Origin of the sequence: Arenibacter echinorum (assembly GCF_003259375.1) — a bacterium.
Classification (GTDB): domain Bacteria; phylum Bacteroidota; class Bacteroidia; order Flavobacteriales; family Flavobacteriaceae; genus Arenibacter; species Arenibacter echinorum.
In genome coordinates, this window is record NZ_QLLN01000007.1 from 142,772 (window position 1) to 166,091 (window position 23,320).

Annotated in this window: 17 protein-coding genes; 8 read left to right on the forward strand and 9 right to left on the reverse strand. The window is 40.7% G+C overall.

The window, feature by feature from the left end; genetic code table 11:
- Nucleotides 1–12: 12 nt before the first annotated feature.
- Entirely contained in the window at nt 13–2,235 is a 2,223-nt protein-coding gene (locus LV92_RS17760) for a xanthine dehydrogenase family protein molybdopterin-binding subunit (RefSeq protein WP_111624947.1), read from the forward strand.
- A gap of 545 nt (nt 2,236–2,780) precedes the next feature.
- Here the strand turns inward: LV92_RS17760 and LV92_RS17765 are convergent.
- From LV92_RS17765 to LV92_RS17790, 6 genes are all read right to left on the reverse strand, one after another.
- Nucleotides 2,781–4,391 carry a sulfatase family protein gene (locus tag LV92_RS17765; protein WP_111625081.1) on the reverse strand — a complete coding sequence of 537 codons (1,611 nt, stop codon included), beginning with the start codon at nt 4,389–4,391 and terminating at the stop codon, nt 2,781–2,783.
- A gap of 200 nt (nt 4,392–4,591) precedes the next feature.
- The gene (locus tag LV92_RS17770) at nt 4,592–6,049 is read right to left on the reverse strand and encodes a TolC family protein (RefSeq protein ID WP_111624948.1); all 1,458 of its coding nucleotides are present in this window, start codon (nt 6,047–6,049) and stop codon (nt 4,592–4,594) included.
- A complete protein-coding gene (locus tag LV92_RS17775) occupies nt 6,036–9,281 on the reverse strand; it encodes an efflux RND transporter permease subunit (RefSeq protein WP_111624949.1) in 3,246 nt (1,081 codons plus the stop codon). The genes LV92_RS17770 and LV92_RS17775 overlap by 14 nt, the downstream gene beginning before the upstream one ends.
- 128 nt (nt 9,282–9,409) lie before the next feature.
- The gene (locus LV92_RS17780; protein WP_111624950.1) at nt 9,410–10,492 is read right to left on the reverse strand and encodes an efflux RND transporter periplasmic adaptor subunit; all 1,083 of its coding nucleotides are present in this window, start codon (nt 10,490–10,492) and stop codon (nt 9,410–9,412) included.
- 154 nt (nt 10,493–10,646) lie between these two features.
- A complete protein-coding gene (locus LV92_RS17785; protein WP_111624951.1) occupies nt 10,647–11,084 on the reverse strand; it encodes a hypothetical protein in 438 nt (145 codons plus the stop codon).
- Between the two features lie 216 nt (nt 11,085–11,300).
- Nucleotides 11,301–12,149 carry a ThuA domain-containing protein gene (locus LV92_RS17790; protein WP_111624952.1) on the reverse strand — a complete coding sequence of 283 codons (849 nt, stop codon included), beginning with the start codon at nt 12,147–12,149 and terminating at the stop codon, nt 11,301–11,303.
- Nucleotides 12,150–12,385: 236 nt separating this feature from the next.
- Here LV92_RS17790 and LV92_RS17800 point away from each other — a divergent pair, with 236 nt between their 5' ends.
- A complete protein-coding gene (locus tag LV92_RS17800) occupies nt 12,386–14,263 on the forward strand; it encodes a sulfatase family protein (RefSeq protein WP_245946431.1) in 1,878 nt (625 codons plus the stop codon).
- Nucleotides 14,264–14,312: 49 nt separating this feature from the next.
- On the opposite strand, the gene LV92_RS17805 is transcribed toward LV92_RS17800, so the two are convergent.
- On the reverse strand, nt 14,313–15,662 hold the full coding sequence (locus LV92_RS17805) for a glucosidase family protein (RefSeq protein ID WP_111624954.1): 1,350 nt from the start codon (nt 15,660–15,662) through the stop codon (nt 14,313–14,315).
- Between the two features lie 301 nt (nt 15,663–15,963).
- Here LV92_RS17805 and LV92_RS17815 point away from each other — a divergent pair, with 301 nt between their 5' ends.
- Nucleotides 15,964–16,890 carry an NAD(P)H-binding protein gene (locus LV92_RS17815; protein WP_111624956.1) on the forward strand — a complete coding sequence of 309 codons (927 nt, stop codon included), beginning with the start codon at nt 15,964–15,966 and terminating at the stop codon, nt 16,888–16,890.
- A gap of 166 nt (nt 16,891–17,056) precedes the next feature.
- On the opposite strand, the gene LV92_RS17820 is transcribed toward LV92_RS17815, so the two are convergent.
- A complete protein-coding gene (locus LV92_RS17820) occupies nt 17,057–17,626 on the reverse strand; it encodes a c-type cytochrome (protein WP_111624957.1) in 570 nt (189 codons plus the stop codon).
- A gap of 406 nt (nt 17,627–18,032) precedes the next feature.
- On the opposite strand from LV92_RS17820, the gene LV92_RS17825 reads away from it, so the two are divergent.
- Entirely contained in the window at nt 18,033–18,470 is a 438-nt protein-coding gene (locus LV92_RS17825) for a VOC family protein (protein ID WP_111624958.1), read from the forward strand.
- A gap of 61 nt (nt 18,471–18,531) precedes the next feature.
- Here the strand turns inward: LV92_RS17825 and ppnP are convergent, their stop codons facing one another.
- Complete coding sequence (gene ppnP, locus LV92_RS17830; protein WP_111624959.1) at nt 18,532–18,813, reverse strand: pyrimidine/purine nucleoside phosphorylase; 282 nt, start codon at nt 18,811–18,813, stop codon at nt 18,532–18,534.
- A gap of 338 nt (nt 18,814–19,151) precedes the next feature.
- Between ppnP and LV92_RS17835 the strand changes: the two genes are divergently transcribed.
- The 4 genes from LV92_RS17835 (at nt 19,152) to LV92_RS17850 (ending at nt 23,236) form a co-directional block, all read left to right on the forward strand.
- The gene (locus LV92_RS17835) at nt 19,152–20,231 is read left to right on the forward strand and encodes a hypothetical protein (RefSeq protein WP_111624960.1); all 1,080 of its coding nucleotides are present in this window, start codon (nt 19,152–19,154) and stop codon (nt 20,229–20,231) included.
- A gap of 218 nt (nt 20,232–20,449) precedes the next feature.
- Nucleotides 20,450–21,163 (forward strand): SGNH/GDSL hydrolase family protein, encoded by a 714-nt coding sequence (locus tag LV92_RS17840; RefSeq protein WP_111624961.1) that lies wholly within the window; start codon nt 20,450–20,452, stop codon nt 21,161–21,163.
- A 112-nt stretch (nt 21,164–21,275) separates the two neighbouring features.
- A complete protein-coding gene (locus LV92_RS17845; protein WP_245946432.1) occupies nt 21,276–22,787 on the forward strand; it encodes a pyridoxal phosphate-dependent decarboxylase family protein in 1,512 nt (503 codons plus the stop codon).
- A 101-nt stretch (nt 22,788–22,888) separates the two neighbouring features.
- Nucleotides 22,889–23,236 carry a VOC family protein gene (locus LV92_RS17850; protein ID WP_111624962.1) on the forward strand — a complete coding sequence of 116 codons (348 nt, stop codon included), beginning with the start codon at nt 22,889–22,891 and terminating at the stop codon, nt 23,234–23,236.
- Nucleotides 23,237–23,320 lie beyond the last annotated feature (84 nt).

The window sequence follows — 23,320 nt, forward strand, 5'->3', positions numbered from 1 at the left end:
TTCCAACCTGCCATGACAGCCGTACCAATTAGAACCAGAAGAAAATTTCTCAAAGACTTAGGCTATATCAGCGTGGGATTTACATTGTTGGGGGCGTGTTCAGGCGTGGAGGAACCCGTAATGGCCGCTCGAATGGATTATAACGGGAAACTACCAGGCAGTATGGGTCGTGCCAAAACCGTAAACGCCTGGTTGCAGATATTGGAGGATGGCAGCATAAGGGTACTATCTGGGAAAGTAGAACTGGGACAGGGCATCCGCACTGCCATCCAGCAGGTGGCCGCCGAAGAACTGGATATGGATCTCGAGAGGGTGCAAGTTCATCTGGCAGAGACTGGCGTCACCCCAAATGAAGGTTATACCGGTGCCAGCGCTTCCATTCAAAACAGTGCCATGTCCGTTCGCTATGCAGCAGCTACAGCTAGGCAGGAATTACTGACCCTGGCGAGTAAAAAACTGAATACTGTCGTTGATGATCTACTGCTTTACAACGGCATAGTTAAATCTAAAAAGAGCAAAGAATCCTTAACTTTTGCGGAGATTCTTGAAGGCGTACAAATAGAAACGGAAGTAATCCTTCCTGTTCACATAAAAGACTACAGGGAATATCGCTATGTTGGAAAAGCTATCCCAAGAACGGATATATCCGACATGGTTCGTGGAAAAGCTGTTTATATTCAAGACCTGCGCTTCCCTGGTATGCTGCATGCCCGGGTAGTAAGACCACCTGGATATACTTCCCAACTGATTTCTTTGGATGAAACCGGTTTAAAAACAGAAGTTTCAGGAATCATTAAAACGGTAATAAAAGGAAGTTTTGTGGGTGTAATTACCGAAAGGGAATACCAGGCTGTAAAAGCAGAACAATTCCTGAGGAACCACTCTATATGGACGGTTCCCGTACCCTTCCCTAAATCTGAAAATCTCTACGCACATATTAAGCTGATTGCCTCCCCGCCGGAAACAGTAAAAAACGAAGGTGATGTGGCAGCAGTATTTGAAGGCGCCGAAATCTTTAAAGCAACATATACCAAACCCTATATTAAACATGCCTCTATGGGGCCCGCCTGTGGCATAGCAATGTTTGACGGTGCAATATTGTATGTCTGGTCCCACAGTCAAGGAATTTACCCCATGAGGGAAGCCCTGGCGACCATGCTTTCCATGGACGCCGATAATATTCATATTACCGCTGTTCCAGGAGCTGGGTGTTTTGGCCATAGCACCGCGGATGATGCCGCCGCCGATGCAGCACTTTTGGCCCTAGAACACCCCAATACCCATGTTAGGGTACAATGGTCCAGACAAGATGAGCACTTATGGGACCCCTATGGTCCGGCCATGATCACCGAGTTGGAAGCCAGTCTGGATAAAAACAATAAAATAAACTCGTGGAAAACCGAGGTGTGGACCGACTCCCACAGCACTCGCCCCAACAAGGATGCCGGAACAGTATTGGCGGCCAGATATTTGGAAAACCCATACCAGATGAACTCAAGAGGGTATTTGGGAGGAGGACATAGAAATGCCGATCCGTATTACAGCATTCCCAATATGACCGTGAACGCACACTACTATGACGGACCCTTTCGCACATCCTCTTTGCGTAGTTTAGGGTCCTTTGCCAATATCTTTGCCATGGAATCCTTTATGGATGTCCTAGCCGAAAAGGCCGGACAAGACCCATTGGAATTCCGAATAAACCATTTGGAGGATGAAAGGGCCATATCGGTAATCCAAAAAGTGCAAGCCCTGACCAGTGAACAAAATACAGAGGACGGTGAAGGGATTGGGTTTGCCTTTATGAGATACAAAAATACGGACGCCTATATTGCCGTTGCGGCCAAAGTTGCGGTAGATAAAAATAATGGCGAGGCCGGTCTGATCAGAATGTGGGCAGCGGTAGACGTAGGAGAGGTAATCAATATGGATGGACTCACCAATCAAATTGAAGGCGGGATGATCCAATCAGCCAGCTGGACCCTAAAAGAGCAGGTGACGTTCAATACAACAGAAATAACAAGCACAGATTGGATGAAATATCCCATTTTAAAATTTTCTGAAGTCCCTGAAGTGGAAGTGGCCATTATAAACCGTCCAACCGAAGACGCCAAAGGGGCAGGCGAAGTCCCAGTGCCGCCAACAGCTGCGGCAATAGCCAATGCCATCTACAACGCCTGTGGGAAACGAATTTATGACCTCCCGATAACGCCAGAGAAAATTTTAAATGCATAGTCACATCGAGTTTCCACTTTAGCCTTAAAACAATAAATAAGGCAGGCCTGCCGTCGGCAAACTCCATCATCAGCAGAGGGGATTGAAAGACTTGGTCAATGGAAACCAAATAGCCCCAAAAAAGGACGCTGTCGAAGTGACTCCTACGGTCATTTCGAACGAATGTGAGAAATCGTACTGGAAGCCCAACCTAAACATAAATCATGCTATATACTACTCCATAAACTCTGAGATCGAATGCAACTTCAACAAAACCAAACTTGTGTGACTTCTCCTCATCCCGAAAAAAGGGACTCTGTCATATTGACTCCCACAGTCGCCAACAAGGGCCTACCCCTTCCGGCTTCTCCCCTGTCGAAGCCACCTTCCCCTTATTAGGGGAAGGAGCTATATTTTTAGTTGTTTCGGGGCTCCTTCTTGGAACTTCCAGTTTAATAAATGCTAATAACAAGCTCCTTCCCTTGGACCTGTGCTGAGCGGAGCCGAAGTATAAGGGAAGGTGGAGCCTCCGCCATCAGCGGAGGGGAAGGAAGGGATTGAAAGCCCTAATATTTTTTGGACTGTTCTATATATTTATCATCTAGTTCTTTGGAATCCTTGTATTTTACCCTAAGCTGCGCGAGTTTTTCCTTTAGCTCTTTCACTATATCCGCATATTCCGGATCATCATAGACATTGTTCAATTCCTTTGGATCTTTTTTACGATCATATAATTCCCATTCGTCCACATCATAATAGAAATGGGCAAGTTTGTATTCCTTGGTAACTATGCCGTAGTGGCGTTTTACCATATGCACACTGGGATATTCATAATAGTGGTAATAAACAGCTTCGCGGTTCCATTCGGCCGATTTACCTTTTAACAATGGCATAAGGCTTTCCCCTTGCATATCAGCTGGGGCCTCTATTTGTGCCGCCTCCAAAAACGTCTGGGCAAAATCCAGATTCTGTACCATTTCTTCCTCGGTAGTTCCCGGTTTTATTTCATTGGGCCAACGGATCAACAAGGGAGTTTTAAAGGACTCATCGTAAATAAAACGCTTGTCGAACCAACCATGCTCCCCTAAATAAAAACCTTGATCCGAGGTGTAGATTACTATTGTATTTTCGGCCAGGCCATTGTTATCCAAATAATCCAACACCCTACCCACATTGTCATCGACAGAGGAAATACTTCCCAAATAATCCTGCATATACCGCTGGTATTTCCAAATCATTTTTTCCTGATCGGTCATTGTCGGCCATTTTTCCCTGAAATCTTGATTAATAGCATCGATAATGGGCTTGTATTCCGCCTTTTGTGCTTCGTTTGCTCGATTAAATTCGTTATAAACATTGGCTTGGGTATTGTTCACTACAGGCACTACATTCCCCATATCTTCAATAGTTTCGGGCCAAATTTTACTATCATGGCTATACTCCATATGATATAAAAGATTCATTTCAGCAGTTTTGGCGGCAGTACCCCTGTTGGAGTAATCGTCAAATAAGGTTTCTGGTAGCGGGAAGGTTTTTTGGGTGTACTCCTTAAATTTATCTGCCCTTGGCCACCATGGTCTGTGCGGTGCCTTATGGAGATACATTAAAAAGAAAGGCTTGTTGGGATCCCGTTTTTTATCCAACCATTCCAAACTCATGTCCGTAATAATATCCGTTACATAGCCAGTAATGGTGGTATCTCCTTTTTGGGTGATAAAATCCGGGTTAATATAATGTCCCTGTCCTGGGAGGATCATAAATTCGTCCACGCCCTTGGGATTGTTCCCGAAATGCAGTTTCCCGAACATGGCCGTTTGATAACCTGCCTTCTGAAAGATCTGTGGAAAGGTCACCTGGGTGGTATCGAAAGGATTATGATTGTCTATTTTCCCATTAATGTGGGTATGTTTCCCTGTAAGTATGGTGGCCCTTGAGGGGGCACAGATAGAATTGGTAACGCTTGCGTTTCTGAACAACATGCCCTCCTTGGCCAAACGATCTATATTTGGGGTTTGGATCAAATGATCACTATAGGCACTAATGGCCTGATAGGCATGATCATCGGACATAATAAACAGGAAGTTGGGTTTCTGTGGCTTCTGCGCTTCTTTCTCAGCACAACTGTACAAGGTTAAAAGACAAAGGGCAACAAGGGAAAATAATGGTAATACTTTCATATAGTTGGATGGTTTAAATACCCTACTAATATAGGGAACAATAAATATATAAGGTTTATGGATAAACTTCAAATAAATTTGAGTCTTCGATGTCATTTGTGGCAGGCAAAAAGCCTTAGATGACTCTAAATAGGAAAAGCCATTCTACACGAATGTAAAATGGCTTTCCTTCAAAGTAATTGGCAACCCTTGGATAAGCTTTATCTATCCCAACCTCCTCCCAAGGCCCTATACATACCTACCTTGGCCAACATTTGGTCCTTTTTGGTCTCAACAAGTTCTTCGCTGGATTCGAGGGCATCGCGCTGGGTCAAAAGTACCTCCATATAGTCTGCCCTGGCCGACTGAAAAAGTCTTATAGAGATATCAATGGACTCATTTAGTGCTTGTACCTGTCCCACCTTTAATTCGTAACTCTTGTTAAGATTATCAATATTTGACAATTGATTTGCTACCTCGATATACGCATTTAAAATAGCCTTTTCATACTCATACACTGCCTGTATTTGCCTAGCGTTGGCATTGCCATAAGCTGCCTTAATTGCATTTCTATTGATTAACGGGGCCACTACATCCCCCACTACGTTATACAACAAAGATTGTGGTGTACTAGTTAAAAATTTCGGTTTAAAGGCCTCCAATCCAACACCTGCCTTTATCCCTAAGGAAGGGTAGAAATTGGCCTTGGCCACTTTAACATCCAACTTGGCCGCAGCCAGTTCATATTCTGCCTGCCTTATATCCGGTCGGTTCTGCAACAATTGAGATGGTATGCCAGGATTAACGGCAGCAATCTCTTTATCTATAAAACCTTCGGAATTCCTCAAAATAGGCTGTGGCGACCTACCGATTAAAAAATTAATCTTATTCTCAGTTTCTTTGATCTTCTGTTGTATAGCGTATTTTTGACTTTGGTTCTTTAGTACCTCTGCCTCAAACCTCCGTACGGCCAACTCCGTTGCCCTGGCCGCTGTTTTCTGAAGCTTCACCATGGCAAGGGCATTCGTTTGTATGGCCAGGTTTTCTTCAATAATTGCCAACTGACTATCCAAAGCCACTAGCTCATAATAGGAAGCAGCTACTTCGGAAACCAGATTGGTTACCATGAAGTTCTTTCCCTCTATGGAGGAAAGATATTCGAAAACCGCAGCTTTTTTGGCGTTTCTCAGCTTTTTCCAAACATCAACCTCCCAAGAAGCGTAAGAACCGACCATAAAATTTGATAGAGGTTCTGGGAACTCCTCCCCCTCCTTAATTTCAAGTTGCTCCTCTACAGCACCATTTCTGGTATAAGCACCCACTTTTTCAACTTCAGCTCCGGCCTGAATATTGACAGAGGGCAGATATTCACCCTTTCTGGTCCTGATCTCATTTTTGGCCATCTCCACCTGTTGCAGTATAATATTCAGTTCCTGATTCCTTATCAAGGCCGTATCTATCAACGCACTTAGTTGGGGGTCTGAAAAAAACTCTTTCCAGCGGACACTTGCACTGTTCAAGCTGTCTTCCAATTGATTTTGATACTGATCGGGTACATCTGAGTTTTCTTCCAACAGCGTTTTTGAGGGAACACAGGAATAGGTGGCTACAATAGCAAGTAAAGCCAGCCCGCACACCCTGCTCTTTTTTATGGATAATATTCTCTTATTTTTCATCATCTTTTCCTTTGGTTAGTTTTTTCAAAAGTTTCGCAATCTCCCTCAGTTTGGCCCTAGTCTTACTTTCCCCTTCACTGGTACGCATCAATTCTTCGGAAAATGGCTCACTGGCCTCATCTTTGATAAGATTCCTTCCTTCTGCCATACTACCAAAAATGTAATAAAGCCCTGGTATGACCAATACACCGAATAGTGTACCTATGAGCATTCCGCCCAAAGCCGACCCTCCGATGGTCCTGTTCCCAATGGCTCCAGCTCCGGTGGCAACGACCAGGGGAATCAAACCAGCAATAAACGCGAAAGAAGTCATTAAAATAGGTCTAAACCTCGCGCGGGAACCTTCTATCGCAGCTTCAAGTATTGTGGCACCCTGCCTATGCTTTTGAACGGCGAACTCTACAATAAGCACTGCGTTCTTGCCCAGTAGACCTACCAACATAATCACCCCTATCTGGGCATAAACATCATTGGCCAAGCCCATCATTTTCAATAATGCAAACGAACCGAAAACACCAACGGGTAAGGAAAGAATAACAGCAAAGGGCAATAGAAAACTCTCATATTGGGCCGCCAGTACGAAATACACAAATATCAATACAATGATAAAAATGTATAGGGATTCATTTCCTCTTTTGGCCTCATCATACGAAAGCCCTTCCCAAGCTATGTCGTAACCTCTCGGGAGGGTTTGGGCGGCCACTTCCTTAATGGCATTTATAGCGTCCCCAGTAGTGTATCCAGCTGCAGGAAGCCCATTGATGGTAGCAGAATTATACAAGTTGTAACGGGTAATCTCATTGGGACCCAAACGCTTTTCCATAGTCATAAAGGCAGAATATGGTACCATTTCCCCTTCCTCATTTTTTACGAACAATTTTTCCAAATCCGATGGAAGTGCCCTATACTCGGGAGCAGACTGGGTATAGACCTTAAAGAACCTTCCGAACAGTATAAAGCCCTGCTCATAGGTACTTCCGATCAGAATATTCAGGTTTTCCATGGCCTTACCTATAGAAACCCCTTTTTGCATGGCTATCTTATTGTTGATTTTGAGTTCGTATTGCGGATAATTGGCCGAGAAAAAAGAAAACAATCCTGTTAATTCTTCCCTTTTGGCCAAAGCGTCCATAAAATCATCGTTTATCTTTCCAAAACCATGATAATCCGTAGAGTTGGTCTTATCCAACAAACGCATGGAAAATCCGCCTGAAGAACCAAAACCAGGTACTGCTGGTGGCTCAAAGTATTCTATCCTAGCCCCTAGATTTTGGGTTTCCTCTTCCAATTCCTCCATTATCTCGTGTACGGAATGATGACGCTCGGACCAAGGTTTTAAATTGATTAGACAGGTACCGGCATTGGAACCCCTACCTTCGGTCATAATCTCATAACCGGCCAATGAGGAAACAGATTCCACCCCATCCATCTCTTCACAGATCTGCTGTAATTTTCGGGCAACATCATTGGTCCTTTCCAAAGTTGCTCCCGGTGGAGTCTGTATAATGGCATATATCATCCCCTGATCCTCGTTGGGAATAAATCCTGCCGGCAGCGATTCGTTCGTAAAAAATATCCCGGCGCAAAAGGCTATTAGAATACCAAAGGTGACGATCCTTCTCGTTACTATTTTATCCAATAATTTTACATAGCTTCCCGTTAGACGTTCAAAACCCTTATTGAACCAGGCAATAAACTTATCAACCGGCGATTTCCTTTTGGGCTTCCCATGATTGTTCTTTAACATGATAGCACATAATACTGGGGTAAGAGTAAGGGCCACAACAGCGGATATTACAATGGATCCGGCCATAGTTATCGAAAATTGTCGGTAAAACACCCCAACCGGACCGGTCATAAAGGAAATAGGAATAAATACGGATACCATAACCAAGGTAATGGCGATAATTGCCCCACCTATTTCGCTCAACACCTCTGTCGAGGCCTTATAGGGCGTTAGATTCTCCTCCTCCATTTTAACGTGAACCGCCTCCACCACAACGATGGCATTATCCACAACGATACCAATAGCAAGTACCAAGGCGAATAAAGTAATAAGGTTAATGGACAGCCCGAAGAGCTGCATCACGAAAAAAGCACCGATCAATGATACCGGCACCGCGATGATAGGGATCAGAGTAGAACGCCAATCGCCCAAGAAAAGGAAAACAACTATGGCAACCAAAATAAAAGCGTCCCGAAGCGTATGGAGTACCTGTTCAATAGAGGCATCCAAGAAGTTGGCAACGTCGTAGCTAATCTTATAATCCAATCCTGGAGGAAGATCCTCTTTAAGTTCCTTTAATTTGGACTTAACCTCATCAATCACATCCTTACCGTTACTGCCCAAAGTCTGCTTTAGAATAATTGAGGCAGATGGCCGACCATCCAAATTGGAATAAATATCGAAGAACTCGCTACCAAGTTCCACATCGGCCAGATCGCCCAAGGTAATGGTCTCCCCCTCCGCATTGGCACGAACGATAATATCCTTATACTGTTCGGGCTGATTGTAACGCCCTACATAGGTAAGCACATATTCCAAAGACTGGGATTTAATTCCGGAACTTTGCCCAATCCTACCAGGCCTGGCAATTATACTCTGGTCCTGCATAGCCTCCATGATTTCTTCGGCAGATACATTGTAGGCGCGCATACGATCTGGTTTTAACCATACCCGCATTGCGTACTTTCGGCTACCCAATATCTGGGCGCTGGCAATACCGTTGATACGTTGTATTTCGGGTATTATTTTGGTGTAAGCATAATTGTAAAGAAACTTTTCATCGTTGTGCTCGTCTTCGGCAAACAGGTTTACGTACATCAACATACTGGGTTGCACGGGAGTAATAATCACCCCTTCTTTTTGCACCAATTCGGGTAGGTTCGGCATTACCTGATCTACCCGTGTCTTTACCATTACCACTGCAGTATTGGGATCCGTTCCCGGTTCAAAAATGACACGAAGGGTTCCTTCACCTGCACTAGTGGCATCAGACGCCAGATAGCGCATTCCTTGGACGCCGTTAATGGCAGTTTCCAAAGGTATTAGCGTGGAATTCACCAATACATCTGCGCTTGCACCTGGGTACGCTATAAATATGTTAACGGTAGTAGGTGCAATTTCGGGGAATTGCGAAATGGGTAATTGTTTAATGGCCAAAAGGCCAGTAAAAACTATCATGACTGATATGACTATGGCCAATACCGGTCTTTTTATAAATTTTTTGAACATCTTTTGTGAAATTAGGTTAGGTATAAAATTTAATTACCCATGGAGTTTTAATTGCCCTCCTTATTTTTAGAAGAGGAAAACAATCCATGCTTTGAGCAATTAATTTTTAAATTTCCTATAAGTTTTACTTACTCGGCGTAAAGCGACAAGTTGTTTATAACCGATTTAGGCTCAATAAATTCGGTTTCGATATGGTCCCCGTCCTTTACCATACGAATGCCGTCCAGTATTATTCTATCTTTCTCGGAAAGTCCCTTTTCTATGATAAAAAGATTAGGTAGTTCCCCGGCAATAGCTATTTCTTTCTGTCGAATAACATCCTTGTCATCAACTACAAAAACATATTTTTTATCCAAAACCTCAAAGGTGGCTTTTTGTGGAATGATGAGGGCGTTCGTATAGGGCACCTGCATAATTATGCTACCTGTTTCCCCATGTCTCAATATGCGATCGGGGTTGTCAAAAGTTGCCCTAAAAGCAATGTTACCGGTCTCATGGCTAAATTCTCCTTCAATGGTTTCAACAACACCTGTCTGATTAAAACGCTTATTGTTGGCCATCAAAAGGCCTACCTCTTGCTTACTGTTTCTATCAACATTGGTAATATAGTCCAGATACTCCGCCTCAGGAACATTGAAATAGACCCACATTTTACTGTTGTCGGACAAGGTGGTCAACAATTCCCCTTCATCCAAAAGACTACCTTCCCTAACATGAAGGTGGTCCATAATACCATCAAACGGAGCCTTGATATTAGTAAACCCAAGATGGGTCTCGGCAAGCATCACTTCCGCCTTGGCCTTTTCAAAATTAGCCTTTGCCATGGCCAGCTCATTTGCAGAAACCACATTGCCATCGGCCAATAATTTAGTGTTATCATATTCTATTTCGGCCACCCTTGCTTCTGCCGTGGCTTTTTGAAATTCCGCCTCATAAACATTTGGCATAATGTGGAACATTTGTTGGCCTTTTTTTACGGATTGACCTTCATCCACCGAGATTTCTAGTAAGTAGCCCTTTTCCAAAGCACGGACCTCAATATTTCTAATGCTATGTATTTGGCAGACATAGTCTTTAACAACCGCGGTATCTTTCTTTATTGGACTGGTCACGAGATATTTGGTTTCCTCTCGTTTTTCATGTTTTTCGGAATTACAGCTTAATTGGCTCAATAGTATACACACGCCAATAATCATGGGGGACTTCCTCATAATTTTAATTTATTTAAATGAATAATTGGTTTTTAGCAAATAAAATGCCTGGCAAGTCCATTTATAATAGCATAGGACTTACTCATTTTTGATTGAAAACAGTATTAAAAAAGGGGGAACAGGCCTTAATGAAATAAGGTCCGGTCTAGATTTCCTAAATTCTGAAAACTTGAAATCTAATATACCGCTTATATGGAGTGGTAAAAGCGTGGGCATTAATGTAAGCGGAGTCATTTTCAAGATCGGAAGACAGAGTCTCCAACATTTGGGCGTGTAAAATACCAGTTGCCAGTCCGCAATAATTCAAATCTGTTCCAGAAGAAAAAACAATTTCATCGCTCTCCTCTTCCTCCTCCTCGATATCCGCAACTTCCGCCACGAGTGGTTTTTGAACTTCAAATACAGAAGTATCCGCAAAAACAATAGGGGCTAATTCTTCCTCAACCTCGCAAGGAGAGCTTTCAGAAGCTGCTAAATTTAAAATTGAAAAGAAAGGGTCTACTTCAAGATTTGAATGGGCATAAATAGTGTTGAATCCATTTATTAAAAGGATACAGAGAAGAAGTATATATTTTTTTAATGCCCGATTCATACGGGAATCAAAACTAGCCCTTGAATTTTATACCCACAAATAGTAGTTGTTAAAATTAGTTAAAATTAAAACGAGATATATTATTTTTATGAAAAACGAAGGTCTTTCATCCTGAAAATCAATTAATAATAATTTCGGATTCCAACTTTTGACAATTAAGCATAATAATCTAAGGCAAGTCATCTTTTCCAATCCAATAATGCATAATCCGTTTTGTCACTCTTTTTTAACTACCCATTTTATTCCTTCTATAAGATGCTGTCGTCCAAAATCCGTATTCATTGAGCGAATGTCATGGCCCAATTCTGTATAGAAGAATCTTCCTCCGCCCCAAACCCTGGTCCAAGCTATCGGATGATCCTTTCCCATTCCTACGCCTCCTCTAGTCTTGAAATACTCTCTAACCGGTTCGTATGTGGATTCATCCACCCTGAGTAAAACCTGAACACCCGGCAGACCTGTAACAGACTTGGTGTGGTTGGTCCAATCCGCTTCGTACCAAAACTCTCTACCCATTCCCTTAACGGCGGGATGATCCATCGCCTCGGAATCAACCACTACTTTTGCTTTGAGAAATTCAGAATCACTATTAAAATCACAACCTCCCAATTCCATTATCCAAGGCCAGTTTTCCTGATGCACCAACAATGCATGTAAACCAACAATAGCTCCCCCTGCTTTATACCATTCCTCTATTGCAGTGCGTTGCTCTTCATTAAAAACTTTATCAAGAACATTTGCATTGTTGAACAGCAATACATCATAATAGCTCAGCTTTTCCTTGGAGATATCATTTCCTGTTTCACTTACATCTATCTGCATATTGTGTTCGGCACCCAACCTTACAATCCATCCATTTACAATGGGGATGTCCGGATGACGGAACCAACCGGTACCGGAAAAAAGTAAAACCCTTAATGATGTTCCGTCTCCCATCGCATTGCGTTCATACATTTTCTTTTCATGGTCAACATCAAGATGCTCTTGCGCAATCAATTGAAAGGTTGACAAAAAAATTAACCATAAAAAGATGGTTGAAACAATATGGGTTCTTTTGCTTTTCATAATTGGTAATTCATAATTATTTTGATGTAAACAGATGTTTACTTTACAACTGCTTCAATAAAAATAGGTGTTTTAAATAAGATATTACTTATGATTTCTAAAGATAAAAATACTTCATTCATGGACCTTAAACCTACTAAAAAACAACATGGATATAGAAGATTTGTTATATTGGGAACTTTAACAACAAACAAGTACCAAAAATAGCCTGCCTTAAATTCAAACCATATAACCCAATGTTTAAAATTAATCATAGCATAATTTTCAGGACTTGTGCAATCCTTTTGTGCGCCATCACTTTTAAAAGTTGCCAAACAAAACAGAAAGAGGAGTTGCCCCCAAATATTGTTTGGATTACCTCCGAGGACAATTCCAAACACTACCTTAAACTTTTTGATGAAAATGGCATTCCTACCCCGAATATCGAATCCCTGGCGAAAGAAGGCTTGATCTTTAATCGTGCATTTTCCAATGCCCCTGTGTGCAGCGTTGCACGATCTGCGATAATATCCGGTTGCTACGGACCGCGTATAGGGGCGCAATTTCATAGAAAGATCGCTACTGTCCCCATGCCCGATTCACTAAAAATGTTTCCTACCTACCTAAGGGAGGCCGGTTATTACACTACCAATAATAGCAAGGAAGATTATAATATAAACAAAACCGAAGGAGTTTGGGACGAGTCTTCAAAGAATGCAAGTTGGAGAAATAGAGGTGAAAATCAGCCTTTTTTCCATGTTTTTAATATTGGGGTTTCGCATGAGTCGAGCATGCATTTTACGGCTGAAGACATGGAAACCAAAGCTCCCGAAACAGACCAAAACTCATTTAACATTCAACCGAACCACCCCAACACTAAGTTGTTTAAATACACCAATGCCCTATATCGCGACAAAATCAGGGAGATGGACCGCCAAGTTGGGGAAATTATCAAGGAACTAAAGGAAGATGGCCGACTGGATGATACCTTCATTTTTTACTATGGTGATCATGGTGGCGTATTGCCCGGAAGCAAGGGTTATCTCTATGAAACGGGACTCCATGTTCCTATGGTGGTACACGTTCCCAACAAATATAAATATCTGGTCAACAATGAAATCGGGAGTACGGTAAATGGCTTTGTGAGCTTTATTGATTTGGCACCAACAGTATTAAATCTAGCAGGAACTACCATACCTAATGGCATGGATGGAAAGGCATTTTTGGGCAAGGATATAAGTGCCGAAGAACTAAACGCACGGGATGAGACCTATAGTTATGCCGATAGGTTTGATGAAAAATATGATATGGTGAGGGCCGTTCGAAAAGGGAAGTATAAATATATTAGAAATTATCAGCCGTTTAATTATGATGGACTAATGAACAACTATCGCTACAAGCAATTAGCTTATCAAGAATGGCAGACCTTGTATGAAAAAGGAGAACTAAACAAGGTGCAGTCCGCCTTTTTTGAAAACCGTGCCCCTGAAATGCTTTTTGATATTGAGGCAGACCCTTATGAAACCAAGAACCTAGCAACGGAAGCCGCGTTTGAGTCGATCCTTATTGATATGCGAAAGAGACTCTCCACATGGGTAAAAGGAATGCCGGATCTTTCTTTTTATCCTGAACACTACCTGATCGAGAAGGCGTTTGAAAACCCGGTGGCATTTGGACAAAAACACAAGGAGCAAATAAATAACTATGTAGATCTTGCCGATTTGGACCTTTTGAATTTTGAGGATGCGAAAAATTCCCTGGCCCAAGCTCTGGGTTCCTCCGATCCCTGGAAAAGATATTGGGCAATCATTGTCTGCAGTACATTTGGAAAGCAGGCCATGGCCATGGCGCCCGTAATTAGAACAATGACAACCAAAGACTCAGAGCTTATAAACAGGGTACGAGCCGCAGAATTCCTGGCAATTTCAAAACAATTGGATCCTTCGTCAGTTATGACCAATTCCCTGTACGAATCGGAAAAACCAAGTGAGGCGCTTCTAATTTTAAACTCGATTGTGTTGATGACATCGAGCAAATACAACTATAATTTTGATATAGAACTGGATAGAATATCCAAAACGGTCAAAGAAGATTCTGAAGTGATGCGCAGATTGGAATACCTGAATGTCCTATAGAAAAATCAATTGATGTTGATGGCTTGTAAACACGTAAAAAAAGACCTGATCAAGGTTTTTCAATTGATCTAAATGCCGCCAAGGGGCAACTTACTGTGGTCATATACAAGGGGTTTTGTTTGTGTCCGGAATGGTGAAAACATTCATAGGGTGCTCCGTATTCTGGTCCCTTTCTAAAATCGTTCTGACGCAGATCATCTATGTATTCTTTAGCAAGCCTTTGGGCAATTTCAAAATTGGTTTTGGCTATGGCATAGCATACCCATCCAGTTGGAGTGCCCCAATAGGCCCCATTCTGGTAGGTATTTTTCTTTGCCAGTGAATATTCCCAGGCTGTGGAATCGCTAAAGTCATCTGTTGTTAATATGTGCCTAATATTACCTTTGTAGGACAAATGGCCATTTTCATAGGCTTTGGACAAAAAGCGGCTAGTTCTTTCAGTATTTTCCTTATTCAGGATATTGAAGTATATAGCCAAGGCCGTAGACCAAACGTCCGCTTGATTGCCTTTTCCAGTCGAGGCTTTAAGCATTCCCCTTTCATCCATAAACAATTGCGGTATTGCCTCTTTGATCTTCCGGGCGATTAACTGGTATTTATCCGCTTTTTCTTGGTTATTCAGTTTTTCAAACAATTCGGAAAGCTCCAAGGCAGCCTTAAATTTCAATATGGAAGGGTAGCAAAGATCTCCCGTAATGGTCATAACATCCCTAAACCCAAAATCGATGCCCCTAAAATGGTCCGTAGTGGTAACAATGTAATTGTCCAATCTAGACGGAGGCACATTAAAGGCAATTTCGAGGCGGTCCCTAAGACTCATTCCATTTATTTCATGTTCCAAAATGGATATTTCAGCTGTGGTTTTAATGTAGTAAAAGGCCATACTTACAAAGAAAAACTGATCCCCATAGGGCGGCGTCCTACCAAATTCAGGAGTGCCCTGTTCTTCAAAACTATAGGTGCCTGGAAAATATATGGGCAGTCCGTCATCCATACGAATATGATCTGCTATGGCACCCAAAGGAACTATAGCACCATTTTTAGTAAGCCATGTCCGATCTGCCTGGGTAGAAGCCGTTAACAATAACATATGTTTTTGTTCTTCCCTAGATATAAATCCGGGATCCAAAGACATGACATAATCCCGGATCCAAAAGGCTGGATAACTACCCCTACCCCCTGGCTTAACAAGTATTCCCCCTGTATTGTTATTGCCCATTTGATCAGCAACCCGTTCTCCAGGGTAAATACGGGAACTATCAATGATAGTTTCGGTTAGTATTTCCAGATATTTAAAATCCTCATCACTTAAAATAGCGTCCTTGGAAATAGTCTTGGATTGTCCGTGCCCAAAAGATAATGTTGCTAGGAGTAATAAGGACAAAACTGTTTGCTTCATATTATTTGTTATAGTATATCAATTAATTTCAATTGACCCCCGAAATTACATGGATCAAACTCCCAAAAGAAATTATGTCCCCAAAACCTATTTAGGATGTTATAACACTAAATATAAGCCAACTAAAATTTATAATCTTAATCTAAGAAAAGGGAATTTTCCTAAATTTAACCAAACAATTTTTATCAGTGCACAAATCTTGGAGATCAAGTGTCATCAAGCTGTCCCGCCCTATGTGGTTCGGGTTACAGATAATGACGATATCCTAGGTTTGGTATATAACAAATAAAAAGGAAAAACTATGCAGACAATATTAGGCGCCGGTGGGCCAATTGGTATTGAACTGGCCAAAGCTTTAACAGCATATACCAGCAAAATACGGTTGGTAAACAGAAATCCGGAAAAGGTGAATGAAACCGATCAACTATTAGCAGCAGACCTTCTGGATAGAAACCAAGTTTTTAAGGCAATATTAGGCTCTTCCGTTGTTTATGTTACGGTTGGATTTCCGTACAATCTTAAAATTTGGCAGCAGAACTGGCCAAAATTTATTAAGAATGTCATTGATGCCTGCGTTGAACATAACTGCAAATTGGTATTTTTTGATAATATATACATGTACGACGCCAATTTTTTGCATGGAATGGCTGAGGATACGCCCATTGATCCTCCAAGCAAGAAAGGCAAAGTACGTGCAGAAATAGCTGCTATGATCATGGACAAAGTCAAAGAAGGTCAACTAGAAGCTTTGATTGCCCGTTCGGCAGATTTCTATGGCCCCAGTATCAAAAATTCCAGTATGTTGACCGAGATGGTATTTAAACCCTTAAGTACAGGTAAAAAAGCGAATTGGATGGCATCTTTAAATTTCAGGCATTCCTTTACCTACACACCAGATGCCGGCAGAGCAACAGCTTTGCTTGGTAATTCAGCAAAAGCTTACAATCAGGTTTGGCATTTACCCACCGCAAAAAATCCGTATACGGGCAAGGAGTGGATAACAGCCATTGCAAATGAAATGGGGGTAAAGCCCAGATTTCAGGTTGCCAGCAGATTTATTGTTAGGATACTAGGTCTTTTTATGCCCATTATGAAGGAAATGCCGGAAATGATGTATCAATACGATAGGGATTATGTTTTTAATTCGGATAATTTCGACAGTCATTTTGATTTTAAAACCACTAGCTATTTGGAAGGTATCAAGGCAATTGTAAAATCTGATTATTAAAGAACCCCTAATAAATCATTCCTGATTTTATGCTTTTTGACAAGTTTGGGTGAAAAATAATTACGGTGCCATTCACTTGTATGTTTGGCTCTCAATTTTTTAACAATTGTAAAATGGAACCGTCGCAATCCAAAATGATGTTTAAAATTTATGGTTGAAGAATAGTCTATATCCCTGGTAAGATTGCCTGTGGCACTATATTCTTAACGGGCTTTATGCTCTTTAAATAAGCGTATATTGCCTTTAGATCCTCATCTGGCAATTTGGAATATCCTTCCCATGGCATAGGTGGCAATAGTGGCCTACTATTGTCCAGCCCTTTGTATTTCCCCTCTTTTATGGACTTCACAAATTGCTCCTCGGACCAGAACCCTATACCCGTAGCATCTGGAGTTAAATTACCGGAAAAGGAGGTTCCCCAAGGTCCAATTGCCGCGGTTCCGTTCATATTAAACAGCACGTAGCCCCCTACCGATTGGGGATCATATTCAGGTAAAATTTCATTGGAATCATGACCGGACAGCAATCTGTTGGGATCGGGCACAGGACCTATTGGAGTCATAACTTTAGGGGAGTGACAATCGTTGCACCCCAAGGTAGCCACCAAAAACTCCCCTCGTTGTATGCCGTCGCCGGAGCTGGGCAGATCTGCTTTTGCCAGTTCTTTTTGTTTTGGTGAACCACATGCACTTATCATTAAACCGGTGATGGCAAATGCAAAAAATATTTTTTTCATAAACTTTTAATTTAGATTTTACTTTATGGATATAAGAACATTTAGTTTTTAATCCGATGCCCATATAAACATGAAACTGAGATTAAAATATACTTGACAAAGGAATACAGAAACCGCGATGCCGGCAATCACATAATTATGTGAAATATTGGGGAGCTATTTTTAAAATATGACAATATATGTTAGGGCGTTACCATCCACAAGTCATTTCCTAATTCCTGAAAAACCTAAACATGTCAAAGAAATTGTATTGGTTAAGCTGTTTTGCCCCTAGCAACCCTAGACCAATATTTCCAATAAACCATTTGAGTTGAAAAAATAAGGATTGCAGGCATTTACTATTTCCCAACTGATTTAAAGCCTCAATAATTCACTATCTTAACGTACTAATTCCATCTCCAAAGCAATGCGAAAGACTACCCCATTTCTCCAAGACAATTTTAACGGGCTGCAACACCTAGGTTTACCCGTTTCAAATTTGAAGGCTTCTGTGGAATTCTATGAATCCCTTGGTTTTAAGAGGATCATGGCTTCTCAGGTAGATGTAGCCGAAGAAAACGATTCCATACTTGTGGCCATGATGGAACGGCAGGGAGTAATCATTGAACTCTATCAAGTAACCAAAAAGGACATGATAGAATTAAAGTCGCGAAAAGATGGCCATGTGGATCATATCGCCTTTGATGTGACCGATGTTGAAAAAGCCTTTAAGGAACTCAAGGCCGGCGGATTTACCATGGTAGAAGAGAATCCAGTATTCCTAAATTTCTGGGAAAAAGGCTGTAAATATTTTGCCGTACGCGGACCGGACGGAGAAAAATTGGAATTTAATCAGATTCTCTGAAGCCACCTAATTCATGGTCTATTACCAATTGTGAAAAGGTCTAGATTTGATATTTATTAATTTATGCGTACTGGCACAAATAGGAAGTCTGACCCACAGATTTTACCTTAAAAGAAGTGTTGGCACCAACCTTAAAGGAAGTTCCGGCCTTAAAGGATTTCCATTCGGTTTCCCCGGGCAACAAAGCAATTAATTCCCCTTCAACCACAATCATATTTTCCTTGGACGATGTGCCAAATTCGTACTCACCTGGTTCCATTACCCCAATAGTCGATTTTCCTGTAGCCGAGGTATACCCTAACGATTTTACCGTTCCATCAAAATATTCGTTGTTCGAGATCATAAATTTTCTTTTATCAAATAGGTCGCAAATATAAAGAAAGGAAGTTCAGAATAGCAATATCCACTATTTTTTAAACCTGCCAAGCTACTATTTTAGCTTAAACAATTTCGATCCTTAATAATACTACAAATAACTACATTCTTATTATTGGTCATACATTATAAAGACCATTTTTGAAGTTATTTGGATTTTAAATGTTGTTGGCCAATTGGTTATTCAGGCGTACCCCGATTACAGCAAGTAGACGCAAAAATTTAAACGCTCCGTAACAACACAAAAATTTCCTACTTTTAAACAAGCAAAACCATAAAATAGAGAATCGATTAAAGAAAATAAGAATGAAATACACCTTCACTATTGTAATATTACTGTCAACAATCTGCCTATGCTCATATACTTACATACCAAAAACAACCTCTGTAAGTATCCATGGGGAGCAGTTCTACATCAATAATCAGATAACCTATAAAAATAGACATTGGAAAGGCAATAAAATTGAAGGCTTACTTTTAAATTCTCGAATGGTACAAGGAATATTTGACGATCTCAATAACGATACTCGGGATAATTTTAAATATCAGGATTCGGATAAATGGGACGCACAGAGGAATACCACAGAATTTGTAAACGCCATGGAGGACTGGAAGGCCCATGGATTGTTATCCTTCACCCTTAACCTACAAGGAGGAAGTCCGTTGGGCTATGGCAATCACGGGTGGATCAACTCCACATTCGACAGTTTGGGCAATCTAAGGGAAGATTACCTGAATAGACTTGAAAAAATATTGAATAAGTCCAATGAACTGGGCATGGTAGTTATATTGGGCTATTTTTATTTTGGCCAGGACGAACAATTAAAAGATGAACAGGCTGTAGTAAATGCCGTTGATAATATAACCAATTGGATTTTAGAGAAAAGCTATAAAAACATACTTATAGAGATAAACAACGAATGTGATATTAAATATGATCACGCCATTTTACAACCGCAAAGAGTAGCAGAACTAATAAAGCGGGTTCAAGACATAAGTGGACATAAGCTTTTGGTGAGTACTAGTTATTCAGGAAATAAAATTCCCTCTTCCGAAATTATTGCTTCCTCAGATTTTGTGTTGTTACATGGAAACGGAGTAAAAGATCCGGAAAGAATAAAAGAAATGGTGGCCTTAGTTAGACAATCCGAAAGTTATTCTGCAAAGCCCATTCTATTCAATGAAGACGATCATTTTGATTTTGATAAGGAGTCCTATAATTTTCTATCTGCCACAGAATCATACGCTTCATGGGGTTACTTCGATTTTATAATGAAAGGAGAAGATTACACCGCTGGATTTCAAAGTGTCCCGGTGAACTGGACTATTAGTTCTGATCGAAAAAAGGCTTTTTTCAACAAACTAAAGGAAATAACGGGGTATTAGGGAAAGGTAAATCCAATAAAAGCTTAATAACTATTTCCGGATGTAGGAGGAATTTCAACATCACAAATCGACTTTATTACCGTAATAATAGGAATTGTCAATAAGTGAATTACCCCACTTTAGAAGATTATACTAATAGTACCAAAATGTCAACCCCTTACAAAATAGTCAACGGCAGATCAATACTTTTTGGGAAATACATTTAAAAACAGGCAATAATGAAAAAAAGAAGCTTAACCTTGTTACTATTGGTCACACTTTTATGGGATATTAACGCGCAAAATGAGATTGCATCCCCATCACAATATTTGACAGAAATAAAAACAGAGCTTACCAAAAAATGGCCGGATAACCGAACCATTAATTTGGTTTTTCATGGTCATTCGGTTCCTGCAGGATATTTTAAGACCCCAATTGTTAACACCTTGGAATCTTACCCTTTTCTAGTATTAAAAACAATAAAGGAACACTACCCGTTTGCAGTAATAAATATAATCAATACTTCTATAGGCGGTGAGAATTCTGTTAGCGGCGCGGAACGGTTTGAAACGGAAGTACTAATCCATAAACCAGATGTTCTCTTTATAGACTACGCTTTGAACGATGTTGGAGTTGGACTTGAGAAATCCCACGAAGCTTGGAACAATATGATTTTAAAAGCGTTGGAAAAGAATATTAAAATAATACTTCTAACCCCTTCCCCCGACCAAAGAGAAAATATTTTGGAAGTTAACAATGTATTGGAACAGCACAAAAATCAGATTCGACAATTAGCCAAAGAGCACCGTGTTGGACTAGTGGACAGTTACTTACTATTTAAAGAAAAGGTAATAGCAGGCGATAGCATTTCAAAATATATGTCACAAGTAAATCATCCAAATAGGGAAGGACACCAACTAATTGCAGATGAAATTATCATATATTTTCAATAGCCTAATACGGAATTAAATAAGCCTTTTTAAAGGAGAAAAAAAGATTTTAAAAAATGGTGAATTACATTTGGGCTAAATAATTCTTCATTTACTATTAATATTGAATCGACAAATGATAAATTTCTTGAACAACATGACTGTCAATCGCAATGCATCACTGGAAATAACCAAGGAAGAGTTTAAAAATATTGGTTATCAGCTAATCGATAGGATAGCTGGATTCTTGGACACAATTGATGAGAAACCGGTTACCCCGGGAGAGGGACCCCAAGCCCTACAAAAAATACTGGGTATTTCTTCCCTTCCGGACAACGGTAGTGATGCAAAAGATATTATTGCCAATGCCACCGATTTATTGATGAACCATTCCTTGCTCAACGGGCATCCAAAATTTATGGGCTATATTACCTCCTCTCCTGCACCTATTGGCATGCTGGCCGATTTATTGGCGGCTTCCGTAAACCCCAATGTGGGTGCACACATATTGAGCCCCATGGCTACAGAAATTGAAAAGCAAACCATACAATGGCTGGCCGAATTTATTGGGGTTGGGCCAGACTATGGTGGAATACTGGTAAGTGGAGGAAACATGGCCAATTTTACTGCATTTTTAGCAGCGCGAACTGCCAAGGCCCCAAAAAACATTAAGAAAGATGGCCTTACTTCCACTTCAAAAAAACTATTGATCTATTGTTCAAAAACAACACATACCTGGGTGGAAAAGGCGGCTATTCTTTTTGGCCATGGTTCAAAATCTACCAGATGGATCCCAACGGATGCCTCAAATAAAATGGATAACGATCTCTTGGAAAAAGCCATAAAAAAGGATCTGAAAGATGGTCATCAACCTTTTATGGTCGTTGGAACTGCAGGAGATGTAAGTACGGGAGTTGTAGATAACCTAAATGGCATTGCATCTATATGCAAGACCTATGATTTATGGTTCCATATAGATGGGGCCTATGGCATACCTGCCGCTATTGTTCCAGAATTAAAACAGATGTTCCAAGGCATTAAGGAGGCAGATTCCTTAGCCCTGGATCCGCACAAATGGCTTTATAGTCCGTTGGAAGCAGGGTGCACCTTGGTAAAAAACCCCAAACACCTCACGGACACCTATAGTTCACATCCCGAATATTATAACTTTAGTAAAACTGACCATGGGCCTGCTTTGAATTTTTATGAATATGGCCTACAGAATTCTCGTGGATTTAGAGCTTTAAAAGTTTGGATGGCCTTAAGGCAAGTAGGCAGAAATGGTTATTTAAAAATGATCCAGGAGGACATTGGGTTATCCCAGTTGTTTTTCCAATTGGCAAACAATCATGAGGAATTGGAAGCTATAACCCAGAATTTGAGCATTACCACCCTAAGGTATGTACCTTTGGGTTATGGGGATAAATCCGATTGGAATGAAAAATATTTAAACACCTTAAATGAGACCCTCCTGGATAAGCTACAACTAGGTGGCCAGGTATTTCTCTCCAACGCCATAGTAAATCATAAATATTGTTTACGTGGATGTATCGTAAATTTTAGGACCTCAATAAAAGACATTGAGGAAATCATTGAAATTATAGCTAGGGAAGGAAAAGAAATGCATCAAAAATTAACGACAAAATAAGTTAAAATCGAATCAATGGGTAAGGTCCCTACTCAAATTGAAACCTAATAATAAACTAAATTTAACTATCATTCAATCTGCAATAAAAAAAACCTAATGCAATGATAGCAAAAGACAACCACATCAACTATGTAGAGCTCAAGGCTAAAGACCTGGAAAAAATTAAAAAATTCTACACTGCAGCCTTTAATTGGACCTTTACTGATTATGGTCCCAACTATATCGCCTTTTCGGATAGTGGATTGGAAGGGGGATTTGAAAAGACTGAAAATGATATAGTAAACGGAGTCTTAGTAGTAATGTATCACAGTAATCTTGACGCCGTAAAAAATAAAATAGTGAAAAGTGGGGGTGAAATTTCCAAAGACATCTTTTCCTTTCCGGGCGGACGCAGATTCCAGTTTAAAGACCCTTCCGGCAATGAGCTTGCAGTTTGGTCGGAACAATAGTAGTTTATCATCGCTATTCTATCAACACCAGATACAAAAGGTGGATTCCAAGCAGATATCATATATCAACCTTGCTAATCCCCT

What these genes read in the sequence shown, in the direction of transcription:
- LV92_RS17760 (WP_111624947.1), top strand. Translation starts at nt 13, where the DNA reads ATGACAGCCGTACCAATTAGAACCAGAAGAAAATTTCTCAAAGACTTA.
- LV92_RS17765 (WP_111625081.1), bottom strand. Translation starts at nt 4,391, where the DNA reads ATGAAAGTATTACCATTATTTTCCCTTGTTGCCCTTTGTCTTTTAACC.
- LV92_RS17770 (WP_111624948.1), bottom strand. Translation starts at nt 6,049, where the DNA reads ATGATGAAAAATAAGAGAATATTATCCATAAAAAAGAGCAGGGTGTGC.
- LV92_RS17775 (WP_111624949.1), bottom strand. Translation starts at nt 9,281, where the DNA reads ATGTTCAAAAAATTTATAAAAAGACCGGTATTGGCCATAGTCATATCA.
- LV92_RS17780 (WP_111624950.1), bottom strand. Translation starts at nt 10,492, where the DNA reads ATGAGGAAGTCCCCCATGATTATTGGCGTGTGTATACTATTGAGCCAA.
- LV92_RS17785 (WP_111624951.1), bottom strand. Translation starts at nt 11,084, where the DNA reads ATGAATCGGGCATTAAAAAAATATATACTTCTTCTCTGTATCCTTTTA.
- LV92_RS17790 (WP_111624952.1), bottom strand. Translation starts at nt 12,149, where the DNA reads ATGAAAAGCAAAAGAACCCATATTGTTTCAACCATCTTTTTATGGTTA.
- LV92_RS17800 (WP_245946431.1), top strand. Translation starts at nt 12,386, where the DNA reads ATGTTTAAAATTAATCATAGCATAATTTTCAGGACTTGTGCAATCCTT.
- LV92_RS17805 (WP_111624954.1), bottom strand. Translation starts at nt 15,662, where the DNA reads ATGAAGCAAACAGTTTTGTCCTTATTACTCCTAGCAACATTATCTTTT.
- LV92_RS17815 (WP_111624956.1), top strand. Translation starts at nt 15,964, where the DNA reads ATGCAGACAATATTAGGCGCCGGTGGGCCAATTGGTATTGAACTGGCC.
- LV92_RS17820 (WP_111624957.1), bottom strand. Translation starts at nt 17,626, where the DNA reads ATGAAAAAAATATTTTTTGCATTTGCCATCACCGGTTTAATGATAAGT.
- LV92_RS17825 (WP_111624958.1), top strand. Translation starts at nt 18,033, where the DNA reads ATGCGAAAGACTACCCCATTTCTCCAAGACAATTTTAACGGGCTGCAA.
- ppnP (WP_111624959.1), bottom strand. Translation starts at nt 18,813, where the DNA reads ATGATCTCGAACAACGAATATTTTGATGGAACGGTAAAATCGTTAGGG.
- LV92_RS17835 (WP_111624960.1), top strand. Translation starts at nt 19,152, where the DNA reads ATGAAATACACCTTCACTATTGTAATATTACTGTCAACAATCTGCCTA.
- LV92_RS17840 (WP_111624961.1), top strand. Translation starts at nt 20,450, where the DNA reads ATGAAAAAAAGAAGCTTAACCTTGTTACTATTGGTCACACTTTTATGG.
- LV92_RS17845 (WP_245946432.1), top strand. Translation starts at nt 21,276, where the DNA reads ATGATAAATTTCTTGAACAACATGACTGTCAATCGCAATGCATCACTG.
- LV92_RS17850 (WP_111624962.1), top strand. Translation starts at nt 22,889, where the DNA reads ATGATAGCAAAAGACAACCACATCAACTATGTAGAGCTCAAGGCTAAA.